Source organism: Microvirga brassicacearum (assembly GCF_008757455.1).
GTDB lineage: Bacteria > Pseudomonadota > Alphaproteobacteria > Rhizobiales > Beijerinckiaceae > Microvirga > Microvirga brassicacearum.
In genome coordinates, this window is record NZ_VCMV01000002.1 from 165,745 (window position 1) to 185,146 (window position 19,402).

A 19,402-nucleotide genomic window follows, 5' to 3' on the forward strand; every position below is an offset into this window, starting at 1 on the left:
GCGCCACACGAGGGTCCCTGAAACGTTGGCACAAATGTTACGATGCTCACGTGATCACTGGAGGATATCAGGATGAATAAAGGCGAGCTCGTTGCGGCTGTCGCAGAAAAGGTCAACCTGTCTCGCGGCCAGGCCGGCGAGGCGATCGACGCCGCGATCGAGGTCATCACCGGTGCCCTGAAGAAGGGCGACGAGGTGAAGATCGTCGGTTTCGGGACTTTCGTGGTCACGGACCGTGCGGCCGGAGAGGCGCGCAATCCGCGCACCGGCGAGAAGGTCAAGGTTCCGGCTTCCAAGACGCCGAAGTTCCGCGCCGGCGCGGGCCTCAAGGACGCTGTAAACAACAAGTAGTCGCGTTTTCGCGCGCTTTTGGTTACAAGAGGGCTGACGACGCTTGCGTTGTCGGCCTTCTCTTTTTATGTGAGGCGCCAGACCACTTGCATGCCGCGAGTCGCGGCGACCCGGCATTTTTCGAATGCCGGCGAGTGTGGGGCAGGGCGGTTAGCTCAGTTGGTAGAGCATCTCGTTTACACCGAGAGGGTCGGCGGTTCGAGCCCGTCACCGCCCACCATTTTCCCCGGCCAGCATCATTGCCCAACCGGGCTTATCGAATATCTTCCTGGCCCCAGTTTTCCCGGGCGGCCTGGTCGGATCGCGCCTTTTCCGAACGCGTGAGGCGACGGCGCCTGGCTGCGACGAACAGGGCGATTCCCAGGATCACCGGGCCGCCAACGATCACGAGACCCCAGATCCAGCCATCCATGTGAGATATCCTCGAAGTCACAGCGACGAACCACATGTGGCCAACAGCCTTCTGGGCGGCGTTGTTCCCGGGCCGGCGTGAGAAGCAGATTGAGCGCCGAAACCGCAGGTTTACCTGCGTTCCTCCTGCGCGAAATCTCGGGTGTGTTTTCACTGCCCGGTTGTCGAGAACGGTCGCACGGAACAAGAGCCTGGACCGGTGCCGAACGCCGCCGCGAACGTTTTCTCGGACGAAACACACGGAACGCTTGACAGGGAACGGGGGCGCCCTTACACCGCCCCCACACCGCTTCGGCGGTCCCCCGCGCGGGTGTAGCTCAGTTGGTTAGAGTGCCGGCCTGTCACGCCGGAGGTCGCGGGTTCGAGCCCCGTCACCCGCGCCATTTCATTCCCGAAATTGTTTCGTTTTTGGCCGCACGCCCGGGCTCCTCGCCACGGCTGACGTTGCGCCATCCATGGCACGTTCACCGTCCTTCCGATCTTTTGCGAAAGCTCAGCGTTATTCTCGCAACCATGTGCTGCGAGGGATGAATGTTGGTCTCAAAGTTCTTCACCGAGGTCTGCAATACGGTCGCTCACGCGGTCGGCAAGCCGGTAACATTTGCCGTCTGCGTCCTCGTCGTTGCCGGTTGGGCGGCGAGCGGCCCGATTTTTGGGTTCAGCGATACGTGGCAGCTGATCATCAACACGGGCACCACCATCGTCACGTTTCTGATGGTATTCCTGATCCAGAACACCCAGAATCGCGACGGGGCGGCGATGCAGGCCAAGCTTGACGAGTTGATCCGCGCCAGCGACTCGCGGAACGCCTTCGTGGGCATCGAGCATTTGACCCAGGAAGAGCTCGACAAGATCCTCGCCGAGGCCGAGGAGCGGGCGAAAGGCGAGGGGGACGAGGAGATCGCCGAAAAGCTTGCCCATCAGAGGTCCCGGAACCGCCACCGCCGGGCCGCGTCCTAGTTTAGAAGCGTTCTTTTGCTGCGCTGCAAACACTTGTCAGGGCAGGGGATCTCGGCTAAGCCTCGCGCGCAATCCATGGGTTGTCGCAGGGCCTTCAATTGAGGGCCGCTGCGACTTAAATGCGTGATTGCCGCAGGCTTTTCGCCTCGCTCCGTTTCTTGGGTGTCGCATGACGAATCTTCTCGCCGACTACCTGCCTCTCGTGATTTTCATCGGCGTTTCGCTCCTGATCGGGCTGGCGCTGCTCGTGGCACCTTTTATCGTCGCGTATAGCAGCCCGGACAGTGAGAAGCTTTCGGCCTACGAGTGCGGGTTCAATGCCTTTGACGACGCCCGCATGAAGTTCGACGTGCGGTTCTATCTGGTCGCCATCCTGTTCATCATCTTCGACCTTGAGGTCGCCTTCCTGTTCCCCTGGGCCATCACCTTTGGAGGCCTCGGCTGGTTCGGCTTCACGTCCATGATGATCTTCCTGGGCGTTCTCACGGTCGGCTTCGTCTACGAATGGAAGAAGGGCGCCCTCGAATGGGATTGATCGCAAACCCTCACACCGGCACGCTTGTCGCTCCCCAGCCTGTGGGAGCCGTCGATCCCGCGACCGGCCAGCCGATCGGCGCCGCCGACCCCTATTTTCTGTCGGTCAAGGATGAACTCTCCGACAAGGGCTTCCTCATCACCTCGACCGAGGACCTGGTCACCTGGGCGCGCACCGGCTCGCTCATGTGGATGACCTTCGGCCTCGCGTGCTGTGCGGTCGAAATGATGCAGATGTCGATGCCGCGCTACGACGTCGAGCGATTCGGCTTCGCGCCGCGCGCGTCTCCGCGCCAGTCGGACGTGATGATCGTTGCCGGCACCCTGACCAACAAGATGGCTCCCGCTTTGCGCAAGGTCTACGACCAGATGCCGGAGCCGCGCTACGTGATCTCGATGGGATCCTGCGCTAATGGCGGCGGCTACTACCATTATTCATATTCGGTGGTGCGCGGCTGCGATCGTATCGTTCCCGTCGACATCTACGTTCCCGGCTGCCCGCCGACGGCCGAGGCGCTGCTCTACGGTGTTCTCCTTCTCCAGAAGAAGATCCGCCGTACCGGCACCATCGAGCGTTGAGCGAGGATCAGAGCATGACTGCTGAACTCCAGGCACTCGCGGATCACCTTGCGGCATCTCTCGGCGAGGCTGTAACGGCGAGCGCAATCGCCTACGATGAACTGACCGTCGTGGTGCGCGCTGAGGACATCGTGCGCGCCGTCACGTTTCTGCGCGACGACCCCAAATGCCGGTTCATTTCGTTCCTCGATATCTGCGGTGTTGACTATCCTGGACGGGAGCAGCGCTTCGACGTTGTCTATCACCTGCTTTCGCCGCATCTGAACCATCGCATTCGGCTGAAAGTCGAAACCGATGAAGTCAGTCCGGTCCCGTCGATCATCGACGTCTTTCCCGCCGCGAACTGGTTCGAGCGCGAGGCGTACGACATGTACGGTATCCTGTTCTCGGGTCATCCGGACCTTCGCCGTATCCTCACCGATTACGGCTTCGAGGGTTATCCTTTGCGCAAGGACTTCCCGCTGACCGGCTACGTCGAGGTTCGCTACGACGAGGCAGAGGGCCGGGTGGTTTACGAGCCCGTCAGGCTCAATCAGGAATTCCGCAATTTCGACTTCCTGTCGCCATGGGAGGGCACGGATTACGTGCTGCCGGGCGACGAGAAGGCGAAGGCGTGAGAGAGCGGAGAGGGTAGCCCATGGGCGAGCATAGTATCCGCAACTTCTCGATCAATTTCGGGCCGCAGCATCCGGCGGCGCACGGTGTGTTGCGCCTTGTGCTGGAACTCGACGGCGAGGTGGTCGAGCGCGTCGATCCGCATATCGGCCTGCTGCATCGCGGCACCGAGAAGCTGATCGAGTACAAGACCTACACGCAGGCGACGCCCTATTTCGACCGGCTCGATTATGTCGCGCCGATGAACCAGGAGCACGCGTTCTGCCTCGCGGTCGAGAAGCTTCTCGGTCTCGCTGTTCCGCGCCGCGCGCAGTTGATCCGGGTGCTGTATTCGGAAATCGGCCGCCTCCTGTCGCATCTGCTCAACGTGACGACGCAGGCGATGGACGTCGGTGCCTTGACGCCTCCTTTGTGGGGGTTCGAGGAGCGCGAGAAGCTGATGATCTTCTACGAGCGCGCCTCGGGCTCGCGCATGCACGCCAACTACATCCGGCCGGGCGGCGTCGCCATGGATCTGCCGCCGGAACTGATCGACGACATCGAAGCCTTCTGCGATCCGTTCCTTAGGGTGCTCGACGATCTCGACACCCTCGTCATCGGCAACCGCATCTTCAAGCAGCGCAACGTCGATATCGGCGTGGTGCCGCTGGAGGATTGCTGGAAATGGGGCTTCTCGGGCGTGATGGTTCGCGGCTCGGGCGCGGCATGGGATCTGCGCAAGGCGCAGCCTTACGAATGCTACGAGGAAATGGATTTCGACATTCCAGTGGGCAAGAACTGCGATAACTACGATCGTCAGGTGATCCGCATGGAAGAGATGCGCCAGAGCGTGCGCATCATGAAACAATGCGTGGCGAAATTGCGCGAGCCTGCCGGGCAGGGGCCTGTGACGACGCTCGACGGCAAGATCGCACCGCCGTCACGGAAAGATATGAAGCGCTCGATGGAAGCGCTGATCCATCATTTCAAGCTCTTCACGGAAGGCTTCCACGTGCCGGCGGGCGAGGTCTATGCGGCCGTCGAGGCGCCGAAAGGCGAGTTCGGCGTCTACCTTGTCGCCGACGGCACCAACAAGCCGTATCGGTGCAAGATTCGTCCGCCGGGTTTCGCCCATCTGCAGGCAATGGACTTCATGTGCCGCGGGCACATGCTGGCCGACGTCGCGGGTATTCTCGGCTCGCTCGACATCGTGTTCGGCGAGGTCGATCGGTGAGGTTTTCGGCCCCGTCCACGGTTTCGTGGCGCGGCGTCAAGTCAAAGTCGTGGATGGCCGGGTCACGCCCGGCCATGACGGTTGAGAGAGGTTAGAATGGCCGTTCGTAGGCTCGCGCCCGAGGAAATACAGCCCAAGAGCTTTGCGTTCTCGCCCGAGAACGAGGTTTTTGCGCAGGAACAGATCGCGAAATATCCGCCCGGACGCCAGGCGTCCGCGGTGATTCCGTTGTTGTGGCGGGCGCAGGAACAGACCGGCGGCTGGCTGCCGCGCAAGGCGATTGAAGCGGTTGCAGTGCGCCTCGACATGCCGGATATCCGCGTGCTGGAGGTCGCGACCTTCTATACGATGTTCAACCTCGACCCGGTCGGCAAATATTTCATCCAGTTCTGCGGCACGACGCCGTGCGCCTTGCGCGGCGCGGGGGACATCAAGAAGGTTCTTGAACGCCGCGTTGGCGAGCAGAGCCACGTCTCGGCCGATGGCAATTTCTCCTGGCTCGAAGTCGAGTGCCTGGGTGCGTGCTGCAATGCGCCGATGGTTCAGATCAACCACGATTACTACGAAGACCTGACGCCGGAGAATTTCGAGAAATTGCTCGACGATCTGGCCGCTGGCCGTCCGGTGAAAGCCGGCCCGCAGAGCAGCCGTCGCTCGTCCGAGCCGGCCGATGCGGTAAAGACCCTCACCGATCCGTCGCTCTATGACGGCTCGATGGTGGGCGCGTGGCGCAAGCGCTTCGAGGAAGAGGCCGTGAAGGCTGTCGATACGGGCGAGGCTGCTGCCGCGACCGCAACGGCGGCGGCAAATCCCAAGCCAGGCAAACCCGATGCCGGCCGCGCCATCGACACCGAAAAGGCCGACACCCCGGCGAAGCGCGTGAAAGAAGGCGAAAAGCCGGTCACCAATAGCGAGCGCAAGGAAGCCGCCGACACGTCGAAGACGACCGTCGCTGAGCAGAAGCCCAAAGGCGATGTGCCGGCGGCCCAGAGCGGCAAGTCGTATGTGGCAACGCCGTCGAAACCCGAAGCCGGGCGCGCCGCCGCCGAGGCGCCGACGACGCCCATCGCCGGAACGCCGCCTTCGGAGACGACGACCCGCCGCGACGGCAGCGAAAGCAAACCCGATGTGGTCCCCGATCCCACCAAGAAATCGTCCTGAAGGAGTGATGTAAATGCTTCAGGATAAAGATCGCATCTTCACCAATCTCTACGGCCTCCATTCGCCGGACCTCGCGGCTGCGAAAATGCGCGGTAACTGGGACGGCACCAAGTTCCTGCTCGAGAAGGGCCGCGACTGGATCATCGACGAGATGAAGAAGTCGGGCCTGCGCGGCCGTGGCGGCGCTGGCTTCCCGACCGGCATGAAGTGGTCCTTCATGCCCAAGCAATCGGATGGTCGTCCGAGCTATCTCGTGGTCAATGCGGACGAGTCGGAGCCCGGCACCTGCAAGGATCGCGAGATCATGCGGCACGATCCGCACCTCCTGATCGAGGGCTGCCTGATCGCCTCCTTCGCCATGAACGCGAACGCGGCCTACATCTACATTCGCGGCGAATACATCGCCGAGCGCTACGCGTTGCAGAGGGCGATCGACGAAGCCTACGAGGCGCGCCTGATCGGCCAGGACAATATCCACGGCTTTCCGTTCGACCTCTACCTGCATCACGGCGCCGGCGCCTATATCTGCGGCGAGGAAACGGCGCTGCTCGAGAGCCTCGAAGGCAAGAAGGGCATGCCGCGCCTGAAGCCGCCATTCCCCGCCAATATGGGCCTCTATGGCTGCCCGACGACGGTCAACAACGTCGAGTCGATTGCGGTTGCGGGCACGATCCTGCGGCGCGGCGCCTCGTGGTTCTCCTCGATCGGCCGCCCGAACAACGTCGGCACCAAGCTGTTCTGCGTCTCCGGCCATGTGGAAAAGCCCTGCAACGTCGAAGAGGCGATGGGCCTCACCTTCCGCGAGCTCATCGACACCCATTGCGGCGGCATTCGCGGCGGCTGGGACAACCTGCTGGCGGTCATTCCCGGCGGCTCATCGGTGCCATGTGTTCCGGCGCACGAAATCATGGATGCCTACATGGATTTCGACACCCTGCGGAACCTGAAATCGGGTCTCGGCACGGCGGCCGTGATCGTCATGGACAAGTCCACCGACATCGTGCGCGCCATCACGCGCATCTCGTATTTCTACAAGCATGAGAGCTGCGGCCAGTGCACGCCTTGCCGCGAAGGCACCGGCTGGATGTGGCGCGTGCTGACGCGCATGTCCGAGGGCCGCGCGCAAAAGCGCGAGATCGACATGCTGCTCGAGGTGTCGACCCAGATCGAGGGCCATACCATCTGCGCGCTCGGCGACGCGGCGGCATGGCCGGTGCAGGGTCTCATCCGGCACTTCCGGCACGAGATCGAAAAACGGATCGACGACTACGCGGCGAACCCGCATTCCGAGCCGGCCATGTTGGCGGCGGAGTAGAGAAGCGAGATGGCAAAAATCATCGTTGACGGCGTCGAAGTCGACGTCCCGCCGGAATACACGCTGCTTCAGGCGGCGGAAGCCGCCGGCGCGGAAATTCCGCGTTTCTGCTTCCACGAACGGCTGTCGATCGCCGGCAATTGTCGCATGTGCCTGGTCGAGGTAAAGGGCGCGCCGAAGCCCGTGGCGTCCTGCGCCTGGGGCGTGCGCGACTGCCGCCCGGGGCCGAACGGCGAACCGCCGGAAATTCTCACCAAATCGAAGACGGTCAAGAAGGCGCGCGAGGGGGTGATGGAGTTTCTCCTCATCAACCACCCGCTCGATTGCCCGATCTGCGACCAGGGCGGCCAGTGCGACCTGCAGGATCAGGCGATGGCCTACGGCGTCGATACCAGCCGCTATCACGAGAACAAGCGCGCGGTGCCCGACAAATATCTCGGGCCGCTGATCAAGACGTCCATGAACCGGTGCATCCACTGCACCCGTTGCGTGCGCTTCACCACGGAAGTGGCGGGCGTCGAGGATCTCGGCGCGATCTGGCGCGGCGAGGACATGGAGATCACGAGCTATCTCGAAAAGGCTCTCGGCTCCGAGCTGCAATCGAACGCCGCCGACCTTTGCCCTGTGGGCGCACTGACCCACAAGCCGGAAGCGTTCCACTATCGTCCGTGGGAACTCAGCAAGACCGATTCCGTCGACGTGATGGATGCGGTCGGCTCGTCGATCCGCGTCGATTCCCGTGGCCGCGAGGTCATGCGCATCCTGCCGCGCGTGAACGAGGCGGTGAACGAGGAATGGATCACCGACAAGGCCCGTCACATCGTCGACGGCCTGCGTCTCCAGCGCCTCGACCGGCCGTTCGTGCGCATCGATGGCCGCCTTCGCGCCGCCACGTGGCAGCAGGCTTTCGCCGTCATCGCCGAGCGCGTGAAGGGCACCGAGCGCAAGCGCATCGGCGCCATTGCGGGCGATCTGGCCTCCGTGGAGGAACTTTTCGCGCTCAAGACCCTGATGCACGGCCTCGGCGTCGCCAATATCGACGCCCGTCAGGATGGCAGCCTGCTGTCGCCGGCTCATGGCCGCGGCTCGTATCTCTTCAACTCGACCATCGCGGGCATCGAAGACGCCGACGCCGTCCTGATCGTGGGCGCGAACCCGCGCATCGAGGCGTCGCTGGTCAACGTGCGCATCCGCAAGCGCTGGCGCATGGCGCCGCCGCCGATTGCGCTCATCGGTGAGCGGGTCGATCTCACCTATCCGTACGATTACATCGGCGCCGGGCCTGAGACGCTGGCCGATGTGGCGGCCGGTCGTCACAGCTTCTTCGAGAAGCTCAAGGCCGCCAAGAACCCACTCATCATCGTCGGACCGGGAGCATTCGCCGGTGAAAGCGGGCTCGCCGTTCTATCGCTCGCGGCGCAGCTCGCCGACAGCATCGGCGCTGTCCGTGAGGGCTGGAACGGCTTCTCGGTCCTGCACAATGCCGCCTCGCGCGTCGGCGCGCTCGATCTCGGCTTCGTGCCGGGCGAGGGCGGCCTGACCGCGCGCCAGATGGCGGATGGTGCGGTCGACGTGCTGTTCAACCTGGGCGCGGACGAGATCGACATCGCACCGGGCACCTTCGTGGTCTATCAGGGCACGCATGGCGATCGTGGCGCTCATCGCGCCGACGTCATCCTGCCGGGCGCGACCTACACCGAAAAGTCCGGCACCTACGTCAACCTGGAAGGCCGGGTGCAGATGGCGAACCGCGCCGCCTTTGCGCCGGGCGATGCGCGCGAGGATTGGGCGATCCTGCGTGCCCTGTCGGACGTGCTCGGCCACCGGCTGCCATTCGACTCGCTCAATGCGCTGCGCACGAAGCTCTATGCGGAGCATCCGCATTTCGCCGAGCTCGACAGCATCGCGACGAGCGACGTGGCGGCGGGCGTCAAGGCGCTGGCAGCCATCGGCGGCAATCCGGGACGCGAGCCGTTCGTCAGCCCGGTCAAGGATTTCTACCTGACGAACCCGATCGCCCGTTCGTCCGGGATCATGGCCGAGTGCTCAGCGCTGGCCCGCGATCTGCGGCTCGAAGCGGCCGAATAAGAGGATCGGAAACATGGAACTCGGAGATATTCTCCTCAACATCGCGATCATGCTGGGCAAGAGCCTGCTGCTGCTCGTCGCGCTGCTCATCTTCATCGCCTACGCGCTGCTGGCGGATCGCAAGATCTGGGCGGCGGTGCAGCTTCGCCGCGGTCCGAACGTCGTCGGGCCGTGGGGCCTGTTCCAGTCCTTTGCCGACCTGCTCAAGTTCGTGTTGAAGGAGCCGGTGATTCCGGCGCCCGCCAACAAGGGCATGTTCCTGCTGGCGCCGCTTCTGTTCTGCGTTCTGTCGCTCGCCGCCTGGGCGGTCATCCCGCTCAATGCCGGATGGGCGATCGCCGACATCAATGTGGGCATCCTCTACATCTTCGCGATCTCGTCGCTTGGCGTCTACGGCGTCATCATGGGCGGTTGGGCCTCGAACTCGAAATATCCGTTCCTCGGCGCGCTGCGCTCGGCGGCGCAGATGGTGTCTTACGAAGTCTCCATCGGCTTCGTCATCGTCACGGTGCTCATGTGCGCCGGCACCCTGAACCTCTCGGGCATCGTCGAAGCGCAGGATACCCGCCTCGGGCTTCTGGGGTGGTACTGGTTGCCGCTGTTTCCGATGTTCGTAGTCTTCTTCGTCTCCGCCATGGCCGAGACCAACCGCCCGCCCTTCGATCTGCCGGAGGCGGAATCGGAGCTGGTGGCCGGTTACATGGTCGAATATTCGTCGACCCCGTACCTGCTGTTCATGCTCGGCGAATACGTGGCCATCATGACCATGTGCTCGATCGGCGCCATCCTGTTCCTCGGCGGCTGGCTGTCCCCGATCCCGTTTGCGCCCTTCACCTGGGTGCCGGGGGTGATCTGGTTCATCCTCAAGGCGAGCTTCCTGTTCTTCCTGATGGCGATGGCGAAAGCCATGGTGCCGCGCTACCGTTACGACCAGCTCATGCGCCTCGGCTGGAAAGTTTTCCTGCCGATCTCGCTTGCCATGGTGGTGATCGTCGCCGGCGTGCTGATGGCAACCGGCCTCGCGCCGGGCATGCAATAAAGGGGATCGAAATGAAACTCGATCAGGTTGCAAGATCGCTGCTGCTGACGGAATTCCTGTCCGGCTTCGTGCTGGCCATGAAGTATTTCTTCAAGCCGAAGGCCACCATCAATTACCCATTCGAGCTAGGCCATCGCAGCCCACGCTTCCGGGGCGAGCATGCCCTGCGCCGCTATCCCAACGGGGAGGAGCGCTGCATCGCCTGCAAGCTGTGCGAGGCGATCTGCCCGGCGCAGGCCATCACCATCGAGGCCGGCCCGCGCCGCAATGACGGCACAAGGCGCACCACGCGCTACGATATCGACATGGTGAAGTGCATCTATTGCGGTCTTTGCCAGGAGGCTTGCCCGGTCGACGCCATCGTGGAAGGCCCGAATCTCGAATTCTCGGTCGAAACCCGCGAGGAGCTCTACTACGACAAGGCAAAGCTGCTTGATAACGGCGACCGCTGGGAGCGCGAGATCGCGCAGAACATCGCCAAGAACGCGCCTTATCGGTAGAGGCGAATGGAGAATGGCGAATGGAGCAGTGTGGGAGTTGGTCATGAATGACATGCCGATTGGTCACCCTCGCGACCTGACCATTCGCCACTCGCCATTCGCCATTCGCTAAACTAAACAACGCCGTTGTCCCGGCACAGGAATTTCGTATGACGGTTACCGCCGCCTTCTTTTATCTCTTCGCGACCATCGCGGTCGCCTCCGGGTTCATGGTGATCGCTTCGCGCAATCCCGTGCAATCGGTGCTGTTCCTCATCCTTGCCTTCGTCAACGCGGCGGGGCTGTTCCTGATGATGGGCGCGGAGTTCCTGGCGATGATCCTGGTCATCGTCTACGTGGGCGCGGTCGCGGTGCTGTTCCTCTTCGTCACCATGATGCTGGACGTGGATTTCGCCGAATTGCGGCAGGGCTTCCTGCAATATCTGCCCTTCGGGGCGCTGATCGGCGTAGTGTTCTTCCTCGAACTCACCCTCGTCATCGGCGCCTATATCATCGATCCCGGCCTGGTGCGGTCTCCTGCGGTACCGATTCCGTCGCCCGATGTGATGACCAATACCGAGGCGCTCGGACAGGTGCTCTATACGCGTTACTTCTATTTCTTCCAGGCGGCAGGCCTCATCCTGCTGGTCGCCATGATCGGCGCCATCGTGCTGACCCTGCGTGAGCGTAAGGGCATCCGCCGCCAGAACATCTCGGTCCAGAACGCCCGGACCGCGCAGGACGTGCAGGTGCGGAAGGTTCCCTTCCGCCAGGGCATATAGGAGACACGTGATGGTCATCGGCCTCAGCCACTATCTCACCGTCGCCGCCCTGCTGTTCACGCTCGGTGTGTTCGGCATCTTCCTGAACCGCAAGAACGTCATCGTCATCCTGATGTCGGTCGAGTTGATCCTGCTCGCCGTGAACATCAACATGGTGGCTTTCTCGACCCATCTGAACGACATCGTCGGCCAGGTCTTCGCACTGCTGATTCTCACGGTCGCGGCGGCGGAGGCCGCCATCGGCCTTGCCATCCTGGTGGTGTTCTACCGCAACCGCGGTTCCATCGCGGTTGAAGACGTCAACATGATGAGGGGCTAGAGCATGATGCCGATGTCGTCATCCTCCAGTTCGTCGTGATCTAGGGCCGAGAAGAAACGCGAAAATGTATCACGCAATCGTCTTCCTGCCGCTCGTCGGCTTCCTCATCGCAGGCTTGTTCGGGCGTATTCTCGGACCGCGCCCGAGCGAGATCATCACGACGGCGTTCCTGTTCATCGCAGCCGCTTTGTCGTGGATCGCGTTCTTCGACGTCGGGTTCGGCTCCGGCGCGACGCGGATTCAGGTCGCGCAGTGGATGTCGGTCGGCGATTTCGTCGCCGATTGGGCGTTCCGCATCGACACGCTGACGGTCGTCATGCTGATCGTGGTCAACACGGTCTCGGCCCTCGTCCACCTCTACTCCATCGGCTACATGAGCGAGGACCCGCACCGGTCGCGCTTCTTCGCGTATCTGTCGCTCTTCACCTTTGCCATGCTGGCGTTGGTGACCGCCGACAACCTGCTGCAGATGTTCTTCGGCTGGGAGGGCGTCGGTCTCGCGTCCTACCTGCTCATCGGCTTCTGGTACCAGAAGGAATCCGCGAACGCGGCCGCCATCAAGGCCTTCGTCGTCAATCGCGTCGGCGATTTCGGCTTTCTGCTCGGCATCTTCACGCTGTTTGTCCTGTTCGACAGCGTCGCCTTCGAGCAGATTTTCCCGCGCGTGGCGGAATTCGCCGATCAGCGCTTCGTCTTCCTCGGCTATGAATGGCACGCGCTGACCATCGCGGCCCTGCTGCTGTTCATGGGCGCCATGGGCAAGTCGGCGCAATTCCTGCTCCACACCTGGCTGCCGGATGCGATGGAGGGCCCGACGCCCGTCTCCGCCCTCATTCACGCCGCCACCATGGTGACGGCGGGCGTGTTCATGGTCGCGCGCATGTCGCCGGTTTTCGAATATGCCCCGACCGCGCTGACGGTCGTGACGGTCATCGGCGCCATCACGGCCTTCTTTGCCGCGACCGTCGGCCTGGTGCAGAACGACATCAAGCGGGTGATCGCCTATTCGACCTGTTCGCAGCTCGGCTACATGTTCGTGGCTTTGGGCGTCGGTGCCTACGGCGTCGGCGTATTCCACCTCTTCACGCACGCTTTCTTCAAGGCCCTGCTGTTCCTCGGCGCAGGCTCCGTCATCCACGCGATGCACCACGAGCAGGATATGCGGAACATGGGAGCGTTGCGCAAATACATCCCGTTCACCACGGCGATGATGGCGATCGGCACGCTCGCGCTCACCGGTTTCCCGTTCACCGCCGGCTATTATTCCAAGGACGCGGTCATCGAGGCGGCCTATGCGGCGCATAATTCGGCCGGCACCTTCGCGTTCGTCGCAACGGTCGTCGCCGCATTCATGACGTCGTTCTATTCGTGGCGCCTGTTCTTCATGACCTTCGAGGGCAAGTCTCACTGGTCGGAGGCGCATCACAACGGCAGCACCCATGAGGGTGTCGAGCACGACGATCACAGCCACGACGTCGAGCCTGCCTCGCACGCGCAGCACGATCATGGCCATCATGCGGAGCACAAGCCGCACGAGAGCCCGCTCGTCATGCTGCTGCCGCTCGCGGTGCTGGCGCTTGGCGCGCTGATTGCCGGCCTCCTGTTCCACGGCGCTTTTATCGGCGAGGGCGCGGCGGACTTCTGGAAGGGCGCCATCTACACGCGGCCGGACAATCACATCCTCGAGGAAATGCACCATCTGCCGGGCTGGGTGCCGCTGCTCCCGACCGCCATGATGATCCTGGGCTTCCTGCTCGCGGTGTACATGTACATCATCGACGCCAAGAAGCCGGCGCAGCTTGCGGCCGACAATCCGGTTCTCTACCGCTTCCTCCTGAACAAGTGGTATTTCGACGAGCTCTACGACGCGATCTTCGTGCGTCCTGCCATCGGCCTCGGCCGCTTCCTGTGGCGCATGGGCGATGGGCGCATCATCGACGGCCTCGGGCCTGACGGGGTCTCGGCGCGCGTCCTCGACGTTACCCGCGGTGTCGTGCGGGTGCAGACGGGCTACCTCTACCATTACGCCTTCGCCATGCTCATCGGCGTCGCGGCGTTCATCACCTTCTATCTGTTCCGGGGGGCACATTAATGCTCGGGTTCGGCATTCTCTCCGGCCTTCTTGTCCTCCCGCTGGTCGGTGCAGCCTTCATCCTCACCCTGCGCGGTGACAGCGAAGCGGCGAAGTCCAACGCGCGCTGGGCCGCGCTCGCCACCACGGTCCTGACCTTCCTGCTGTCGCTTGTCGCCTGGAGCCGGTTCGATACGGGCACGGCGTCGTTCCAGCTTATCGAGAGCCATGTGTGGCTGACCGACACGATCCGGTTCAAGCTCGGCGTCGACGGCTTCTCGATGCCGTTCATCCTGCTCACCACGTTCCTGATGCCGTTCTGCATCCTCGCTTCATGGGATTCGATCCAGCATCGCGTGAAGGAATACTTCGTCGCCTTCCTGGTCCTCGAAATGACGATGATCGGTGTATTCGCGGCGCTCGATCTCGTGCTGTTCTACCTGTTCTTCGAGGCCGGCCTCATTCCGATGTTCCTTATCATCGGCATCTGGGGCGGCAAGCGCCGCATCTATGCGAGCTTCAAGTTCTTCCTCTACACGCTGCTCGGCTCCGTGCTGATGCTGCTGGCCATCATGGCGATGTATTGGGCGGCCGGCACCACCGATATCCCGACGCTCCTGCAATTCAAATTCGCCGAGAACCTGCAGACCTGGCTCTGGCTCGCTTTCTTCGCCTCGTTCGCGGTGAAGATGCCGATGTGGCCGGTTCACACCTGGCTGCCGGACGCGCACGTGGAGGCGCCGACCGGAGGATCGGTCATTCTGGCCGCCATCCTTCTGAAGATGGGCGGCTACGGCTTCATCCGGGTGTCGATCCCCATGTTCCCGGACGCCTCGCATTATTTCGCCCCGATGGTCTTCGCGCTCTCGGTCATCGCCATCGTCTACACCTCGCTCGTCGCTCTGGTGCAGACCGACATGAAGAAGCTCATCGCCTATTCGTCGGTGGCCCATATGGGCTTCGTCACCATGGGTCTCTTCAGCATGAATCCGCAGGGGATTCAGGGCGCGATGTTCCAGATGATCTCGCACGGCCTCGTGTCGGGCGCGCTCTTCCTCTGCGTCGGCGTCGTCTATGATCGCATTCACACGCGCGATATTGCGGCCTATGGCGGATTGGTCGAGCGCATGCCGCTCTATGCGGTCGCCTTCATGATCTTCACGATGGCCAATGTGGGACTGCCCGGCACGTCCGGCTTCGTCGGCGAATTTCTGACCCTTCTCGGCGCGTTCCAGGCCAACACGACGGTGTCGTTCCTGGCAACCACGGGCGTGATCCTGTCGGCGTGCTATGCGCTCTGGCTCTATCGCCGCATCATCTTCGGGGTGCTCGACAAGCCGCAGCTCAAGACCATCATGGATCTCAATCGCCGCGAAATGGTCATCCTCGCGCCCCTCGTCCTGCTCGTCATTTATTACGGTGTGCAGCCGGCCCCGATCCTCGACGCATTCGCCGCGCCGACGGAGGCTCTCCTGAAGAGCTACGAGGCCGCGCTCGCCACGGTCAAAACTGCGGCTCTGGCCGCGCACTGAGGTTTCGATGAACACCGCCCTCGCCATTCCCGCCTTTGGCCCTGTCCTGCCCGAGATCATTCTCGCGGCCGGTGTGCTCGCGCTCGTTCTTTTCGGCGCGATCCGCGGTGAAGGCTCCTCCGGCATCATCAATATCCTGGCGCTCGTCCTCATCGGCGCGGCTTTGGTCGCGGTCCTGATGCTGCCCTCGGAGCGGGTGGAGACGATGGGCGGATCCTTCGTCGTCGATTCCTTTGCCAAGTTCATGAAGGCGCTGACGCTGATCGCGTCGTCCGCCGGCATCATCCTGTCCCTCGACTTCATGCGCCGGGCGGGCATCAACCGCTTCGAATATCCGATCCTGATCGTGCTCTCGACCATCGGCATGCTGATGGTGATCTCGTCGAACGACTTGATCGCGCTCTATCTCGGCCTCGAATTGCTGAGCCTGTCATCCTACGTCATCGCGGCGTTCGACCGTGACAACGTGCGCTCCACCGAAGCAGGTCTGAAATACTTCGTTCTCGGGGCGCTCTCCTCGGGCATGCTGCTCTATGGCGCATCGCTTGTTTATGGTTTCACCGGCAGCGTCTCGTTCCCGACGATCGCCACGACGCTGCAGGGCAGCGCCGGGTTCGGCCTCGTCTTCGGACTGGTCTTCGTCGCCGCCGGCATCGCGTTCAAGATTTCGGCGGTGCCGTTCCACATGTGGACGCCCGACGTCTATGAGGGCGCGCCGACGCCGGTGACCGCCTTCTTTGCGGCGGCGCCCAAGATGGCCGGCATGGCGATGGCGGTGCGCGTCTTCATCGATGCGTTCCCGGGCATTCTCGGCCAGTGGCAGCAGATCATCGTTTTCAGCGCCATTGCGTCGATGGCGCTCGGGTCGTTCGCGGCCATCGGCCAGCGCAACCTCAAGCGCCTGATGGCCTATTCGTCGATCGGCAATGTCGGCTTCGCGCTCGTGGGCCTGGCGACCGGAACGTCGGAGGGCATCCAGGGCGTCGTCATCTACATGGCGATCTATCTCGCGATGACGCTCGGCACCTTCGCGGTCATCCTGAGCATGCGTCGCGGCGACAGGATGTTCGAGACGATCGAGGATCTGTCGGGCCTCTCGCGCACCCATCCGCTGATGGCATTCTGCCTCGCTATGATGATGTTCTCGCTCGCGGGCATTCCGCCGCTTGCCGGTTTCTTTGCCAAGTTCGCGGTCTTCACAGCGGCGATCAACGCCAATCTCGTCACCCTCGCGGTCATCGGCGTCGTGACCAGCGTCATCGGCGCCTATTACTACCTGCGCATCGTCAAGGTGATGTATTTCGATGAGGCGGTCGAGCGCTACGATGCCATGCCGTCCGGCGTGCGCTTCGTGCTCGCTTTGTCCAGCGTGTTTGTGGTGCTTTACGTCCTGTTTCCGGCGCCCCTGACGGCTGCGGCAGGCGCCGCCGCGCGCTCGCTGTTCTAACGTGCGGTTAGGGCCAGAGACAGAAGCTGCCGGATACAGGATCCTCTCGCGCGAAGCGACGGAATCCACGAATGACGATGCCGTCGAAGCCGCAAGGTCGGGCGATCCGGGGCAGCTCTGGATCGTTGCCGCCGAGCAGCGGGCGGGCAGGGGGCGCCATGGCCGGCAATGGTCGTCGCCACCGGGCAATCTCTACGCGAGCCTGCTCCTCGTCGACCCTTGCGAGGTGGCAAGCGCGCCGCAACTCGGCTTCGTGGCCGGTCTTGCCCTGCATGAAGCGGTGGAGACGCTCACGGGAATTGGTGCGCCTCGCCTTGCGTTGAAATGGCCCAACGACCTGCTGCTCGATGGCGCCAAGGCGTCGGGGCTCCTGCTCGAGGGACATCGGATCGCCGCGGGCCAGTCGCTCGCGATCGTCATCGGGTTCGGCGTCAACGTCACCATAGCACCGACGGGAACGCCCTATCCCACGGTGGCGCTAAGCAAGCTTGTCCCCAACCTTCGGGTCGAGGATGTTTTTGCCGCATTGTCCGCAAGTTTTGCCCGCACCTTCGCGGCGTGGCGCAATGCAGCGCGCATGACGCCCTCCGATCCGTTCGCGGCCATTCGCCGTCTGTGGCTCGAACGGGCGGCGGGTATCGGACAACCGGTTACCATTCGTCTTCCCTCCGGTGAGAAGAGCGGCCTCTTCGAGGGGCTCGATTCTTCGGGCCGGCTGCAGCTGAAAAGCGCGTCGGGTGTGGAACTGATCGATGCGGGCGATCTTTATTTTCCCAATTTGCAGTATGATAACGCCGGACTTGTTCCCGGCACGACAAGGTTCTGATCAATGAATTCCCCCAATAACGAACTCGTTTTCGTCCCGCTCGGCGGTCTTGGCGAAATCGGGATGAACGCGGCCCTCTATGGTTTTGGTCCTGAGGACAGCCGGCAATGGATCATGGTCGATTGCGGCATGGGCTTCGGTGGCGAGGAGCATTTGCCAGGCATCGACGTGGTCTATCCCGACCTTCGCTTCATCGAGGAAGACCGCCATAACCTGCTCGGCATCTTCATCACCCATGCGCATGAGGATCACATCGGCGCGCTGGTGGAGATGTGGCCGCGTCTGCGCGCGCCCGTCTACGCGACGAAATTCGCCGTCGGCCTGCTTGAAACCCGCCGCCTGTCGGAAGCCGGTGCGCCGAAGGTCGATCTGCGCGAGATCAACACGCATGACCGCCTGAAGATCGGCCCGTTCGAGGTCGAGTACATTCCGGTCGCCCACTCGATTCCGGAATCGAACGCGCTCGCCATCCGCACGTCGCATGGCCTTGTCGTTCATACCGGTGACTGGAAACTCGACAATACGCCGTATCTTGGCAGCCTGACGTCGGAGGAAACCTTCCGCGGCCTTGGCGACGAGGGTGTGTTGGCGCTGATCTGCGATTCCACCAATGTGGTGCGCGACGGCATCAGCCCGAGCGAGGCTGATGTTGCGCGCCGGCTCGCCGAACTGATCAAGGACGCGCCGCACCGGGTTGCGATCACCACGTTCGCGTCGAATGTCGCTCGTATTCGCTCCGTTGCCGAAGCGGCGCGCGAATGCGGCCGCGAGGTCGTGATGGTCGGCCGCGCGATGGATCGCACGTCGGATGTGGCGGCCGATTGCGGCTATCTCGAAGGCATCCCGGAATTCCGCACGCCGGACACGTTCGGTTATCTGCCGCGCGACAAGGTGGTGGCCTTGCTCACCGGTTCACAGGGTGAACCGCGCGCCGCCTTGGCGCGCATCGCGCAGGACGAGCATCCCGACATCGCACTGTCGAAAGGCGACCGGGTCATCTTTTCGTCGCGCACGATTCCCGGCAACGAGAAGGCGGTCGGCGCGATCATCAACAGCCTGATCGAGCAGGGCGTCGAGGTCATCACCGACCGGACCGAGATGGTCCATGTGTCGGGCCATCCGCGCCGCGGCGAACTTGCCAAAATGTACGAGTGGACGCGCCCGCGCATTTCAATCCCGGCACATGGCGAGGCGCTGCATCTCGCCGAACACGCGAAACTCGCCCAGAGCCTCGGAATTCCGGAAGTCGTGCGCGCGAAGAACGGCAGCCTCGTGCGACTGGCGCCCGGTCCTGCGAAAATCATCGACAGCATTCCGGTCGGGCGTCTCTACAAGGACGGCAACATCGTCATCGAGGCCGGCGAGCGTGCGCTGCCCGAACGCCGCAAGCTCGCCTTCGCGGGCATCGTCAGCGTCGCGATCGCCATCGACGAGCAGGGTGAGATCGCGGGCGATCCCGTGGTCGAAGCCATGGGCCTGCCGGCCAAGAACCGCAAGGGCGAGGACCTCACCGATCTCATCGCGGATGTCGTCGGCGATCTGCTCGATGGCTTGTCGAAAGTGAAACGCCGGGACGCGGACGCGGTCGAGAACGCCGTTCAGCGGGCGGTTCGCGCCGCCGTCAACGAAGCCTGGGGCAAGAAGCCCGCCTGTCATGTGCTCGTGCTTGAGGTATAGGGA

Annotated in this window: 19 protein-coding genes and 2 tRNA genes; 20 read left to right on the forward strand and 1 reads right to left on the reverse strand. The window is 62.9% G+C overall.

Annotated elements, in window-relative coordinates; translation table 11 throughout:
- Positions 1–72: 72 nt before the first annotated feature.
- Both FEZ63_RS01340 and FEZ63_RS01345 read left to right on the forward strand, forming a co-directional pair.
- Positions 73–351: an HU family DNA-binding protein gene (locus FEZ63_RS01340; RefSeq protein WP_150941837.1), complete on the forward strand. Its 279-nt coding sequence runs from the start codon at positions 73–75 to the stop codon at positions 349–351.
- Between the two features lie 144 nt (positions 352–495).
- Positions 496–571: transfer RNA gene (locus FEZ63_RS01345), tRNA-Val, on the forward strand.
- Positions 572–604: 33 nt separating this feature from the next.
- On the opposite strand, the gene FEZ63_RS24765 is transcribed toward FEZ63_RS01345, so the two are convergent.
- Positions 605–763: a hypothetical protein gene (locus FEZ63_RS24765; RefSeq protein ID WP_153245846.1), complete on the reverse strand. Its 159-nt coding sequence runs from the start codon at positions 761–763 to the stop codon at positions 605–607.
- A 305-nt stretch (positions 764–1,068) separates the two neighbouring features.
- On the opposite strand from FEZ63_RS24765, the gene FEZ63_RS01350 reads away from it, so the two are divergent.
- The 18 genes from FEZ63_RS01350 to FEZ63_RS01435 all read left to right on the forward strand — a co-directional run bounded on the left by FEZ63_RS01350 (position 1,069) and on the right by FEZ63_RS01435 (position 19,399).
- A tRNA-Asp gene (locus FEZ63_RS01350) sits at positions 1,069–1,145 on the forward strand.
- Positions 1,146–1,293: 148 nt separating this feature from the next.
- Positions 1,294–1,722, forward strand: a complete 429-nt coding sequence (locus tag FEZ63_RS01355; protein WP_150941838.1) for a low affinity iron permease family protein — start codon at positions 1,294–1,296, stop codon at positions 1,720–1,722.
- Positions 1,723–1,891: 169 nt separating this feature from the next.
- On the forward strand, positions 1,892–2,257 hold the full coding sequence (locus FEZ63_RS01360; RefSeq protein WP_150941839.1) for an NADH-quinone oxidoreductase subunit A: 366 nt from the start codon (positions 1,892–1,894) through the stop codon (positions 2,255–2,257).
- Positions 2,248–2,835 carry a NuoB/complex I 20 kDa subunit family protein gene (locus tag FEZ63_RS01365; protein ID WP_162419641.1) on the forward strand — a complete coding sequence of 196 codons (588 nt, stop codon included), beginning with the start codon at positions 2,248–2,250 and terminating at the stop codon, positions 2,833–2,835. The genes FEZ63_RS01360 and FEZ63_RS01365 overlap by 10 nt, the downstream gene beginning before the upstream one ends.
- 14 nt (positions 2,836–2,849) lie before the next feature.
- Complete coding sequence (locus FEZ63_RS01370) at positions 2,850–3,452, forward strand: NADH-quinone oxidoreductase subunit C (RefSeq protein ID WP_150941841.1); 603 nt, start codon at positions 2,850–2,852, stop codon at positions 3,450–3,452.
- Between the two features lie 20 nt (positions 3,453–3,472).
- A complete protein-coding gene (locus FEZ63_RS01375; protein WP_150941842.1) occupies positions 3,473–4,663 on the forward strand; it encodes an NADH-quinone oxidoreductase subunit D in 1,191 nt (396 codons plus the stop codon).
- 96 nt (positions 4,664–4,759) lie between these two features.
- Positions 4,760–5,824 carry an NADH-quinone oxidoreductase subunit NuoE gene (nuoE, locus tag FEZ63_RS01380; protein ID WP_150941843.1) on the forward strand — a complete coding sequence of 355 codons (1,065 nt, stop codon included), beginning with the start codon at positions 4,760–4,762 and terminating at the stop codon, positions 5,822–5,824.
- Positions 5,825–5,837: 13 nt separating this feature from the next.
- Positions 5,838–7,139: an NADH-quinone oxidoreductase subunit NuoF gene (gene nuoF / locus FEZ63_RS01385; RefSeq protein WP_150941844.1), complete on the forward strand. Its 1,302-nt coding sequence runs from the start codon at positions 5,838–5,840 to the stop codon at positions 7,137–7,139.
- Between the two features lie 9 nt (positions 7,140–7,148).
- Positions 7,149–9,227, forward strand: coding sequence for an NADH-quinone oxidoreductase subunit NuoG (gene nuoG / locus FEZ63_RS01390; protein WP_150941845.1), 2,079 nt, complete (start codon positions 7,149–7,151; stop codon positions 9,225–9,227).
- A 13-nt stretch (positions 9,228–9,240) separates the two neighbouring features.
- Positions 9,241–10,266 (forward strand): NADH-quinone oxidoreductase subunit NuoH, encoded by a 1,026-nt coding sequence (gene nuoH, locus FEZ63_RS01395; protein ID WP_150941846.1) that lies wholly within the window; start codon positions 9,241–9,243, stop codon positions 10,264–10,266.
- 11 nt (positions 10,267–10,277) lie between these two features.
- Positions 10,278–10,766: an NADH-quinone oxidoreductase subunit NuoI gene (gene nuoI / locus FEZ63_RS01400; RefSeq protein ID WP_150941847.1), complete on the forward strand. Its 489-nt coding sequence runs from the start codon at positions 10,278–10,280 to the stop codon at positions 10,764–10,766.
- A 149-nt stretch (positions 10,767–10,915) separates the two neighbouring features.
- The gene (locus FEZ63_RS01405) at positions 10,916–11,527 is read left to right on the forward strand and encodes an NADH-quinone oxidoreductase subunit J (RefSeq protein ID WP_150941848.1); all 612 of its coding nucleotides are present in this window, start codon (positions 10,916–10,918) and stop codon (positions 11,525–11,527) included.
- A 10-nt stretch (positions 11,528–11,537) separates the two neighbouring features.
- Positions 11,538–11,846 carry an NADH-quinone oxidoreductase subunit NuoK gene (gene nuoK, locus FEZ63_RS01410; RefSeq protein ID WP_150941849.1) on the forward strand — a complete coding sequence of 103 codons (309 nt, stop codon included), beginning with the start codon at positions 11,538–11,540 and terminating at the stop codon, positions 11,844–11,846.
- Positions 11,847–11,910: 64 nt separating this feature from the next.
- Entirely contained in the window at positions 11,911–13,938 is a 2,028-nt protein-coding gene (nuoL, locus tag FEZ63_RS01415; protein WP_150941850.1) for an NADH-quinone oxidoreductase subunit L, read from the forward strand.
- Positions 13,938–15,449 carry an NADH-quinone oxidoreductase subunit M gene (locus FEZ63_RS01420; RefSeq protein WP_150941851.1) on the forward strand — a complete coding sequence of 504 codons (1,512 nt, stop codon included), beginning with the start codon at positions 13,938–13,940 and terminating at the stop codon, positions 15,447–15,449. The genes nuoL and FEZ63_RS01420 overlap by 1 nt, the downstream gene beginning before the upstream one ends.
- 7 nt (positions 15,450–15,456) lie before the next feature.
- Positions 15,457–16,896 (forward strand): NADH-quinone oxidoreductase subunit NuoN, encoded by a 1,440-nt coding sequence (gene nuoN / locus FEZ63_RS01425; protein WP_150941852.1) that lies wholly within the window; start codon positions 15,457–15,459, stop codon positions 16,894–16,896.
- A 1-nt stretch (position 16,897) separates the two neighbouring features.
- Positions 16,898–17,722 (forward strand): biotin--[acetyl-CoA-carboxylase] ligase, encoded by an 825-nt coding sequence (locus tag FEZ63_RS01430; protein ID WP_150941853.1) that lies wholly within the window; start codon positions 16,898–16,900, stop codon positions 17,720–17,722.
- A gap of 3 nt (positions 17,723–17,725) precedes the next feature.
- On the forward strand, positions 17,726–19,399 hold the full coding sequence (locus tag FEZ63_RS01435; RefSeq protein ID WP_150941854.1) for a ribonuclease J: 1,674 nt from the start codon (positions 17,726–17,728) through the stop codon (positions 19,397–19,399).
- The last annotated feature ends 3 nt before the right edge of the window (positions 19,400–19,402 follow it).

Coding starts and splice junctions, on each gene's coding strand:
- FEZ63_RS01340 (WP_150941837.1), top strand. CDS start 73: ATGAATAAAGGCGAGCTCGTTGCGGCTGTCGCAGAAAAGGTCAACCTG.
- FEZ63_RS24765 (WP_153245846.1), bottom strand. CDS start 763: ATGGATGGCTGGATCTGGGGTCTCGTGATCGTTGGCGGCCCGGTGATC.
- FEZ63_RS01355 (WP_150941838.1), top strand. CDS start 1,294: ATGTTGGTCTCAAAGTTCTTCACCGAGGTCTGCAATACGGTCGCTCAC.
- FEZ63_RS01360 (WP_150941839.1), top strand. CDS start 1,892: ATGACGAATCTTCTCGCCGACTACCTGCCTCTCGTGATTTTCATCGGC.
- FEZ63_RS01365 (WP_162419641.1), top strand. CDS start 2,248: ATGGGATTGATCGCAAACCCTCACACCGGCACGCTTGTCGCTCCCCAG.
- FEZ63_RS01370 (WP_150941841.1), top strand. CDS start 2,850: ATGACTGCTGAACTCCAGGCACTCGCGGATCACCTTGCGGCATCTCTC.
- FEZ63_RS01375 (WP_150941842.1), top strand. CDS start 3,473: ATGGGCGAGCATAGTATCCGCAACTTCTCGATCAATTTCGGGCCGCAG.
- nuoE (WP_150941843.1), top strand. CDS start 4,760: ATGGCCGTTCGTAGGCTCGCGCCCGAGGAAATACAGCCCAAGAGCTTT.
- nuoF (WP_150941844.1), top strand. CDS start 5,838: ATGCTTCAGGATAAAGATCGCATCTTCACCAATCTCTACGGCCTCCAT.
- nuoG (WP_150941845.1), top strand. CDS start 7,149: ATGGCAAAAATCATCGTTGACGGCGTCGAAGTCGACGTCCCGCCGGAA.
- nuoH (WP_150941846.1), top strand. CDS start 9,241: ATGGAACTCGGAGATATTCTCCTCAACATCGCGATCATGCTGGGCAAG.
- nuoI (WP_150941847.1), top strand. CDS start 10,278: ATGAAACTCGATCAGGTTGCAAGATCGCTGCTGCTGACGGAATTCCTG.
- FEZ63_RS01405 (WP_150941848.1), top strand. CDS start 10,916: ATGACGGTTACCGCCGCCTTCTTTTATCTCTTCGCGACCATCGCGGTC.
- nuoK (WP_150941849.1), top strand. CDS start 11,538: ATGGTCATCGGCCTCAGCCACTATCTCACCGTCGCCGCCCTGCTGTTC.
- nuoL (WP_150941850.1), top strand. CDS start 11,911: ATGTATCACGCAATCGTCTTCCTGCCGCTCGTCGGCTTCCTCATCGCA.
- FEZ63_RS01420 (WP_150941851.1), top strand. CDS start 13,938: ATGCTCGGGTTCGGCATTCTCTCCGGCCTTCTTGTCCTCCCGCTGGTC.
- nuoN (WP_150941852.1), top strand. CDS start 15,457: ATGAACACCGCCCTCGCCATTCCCGCCTTTGGCCCTGTCCTGCCCGAG.
- FEZ63_RS01435 (WP_150941854.1), top strand. CDS start 17,726: ATGAATTCCCCCAATAACGAACTCGTTTTCGTCCCGCTCGGCGGTCTT.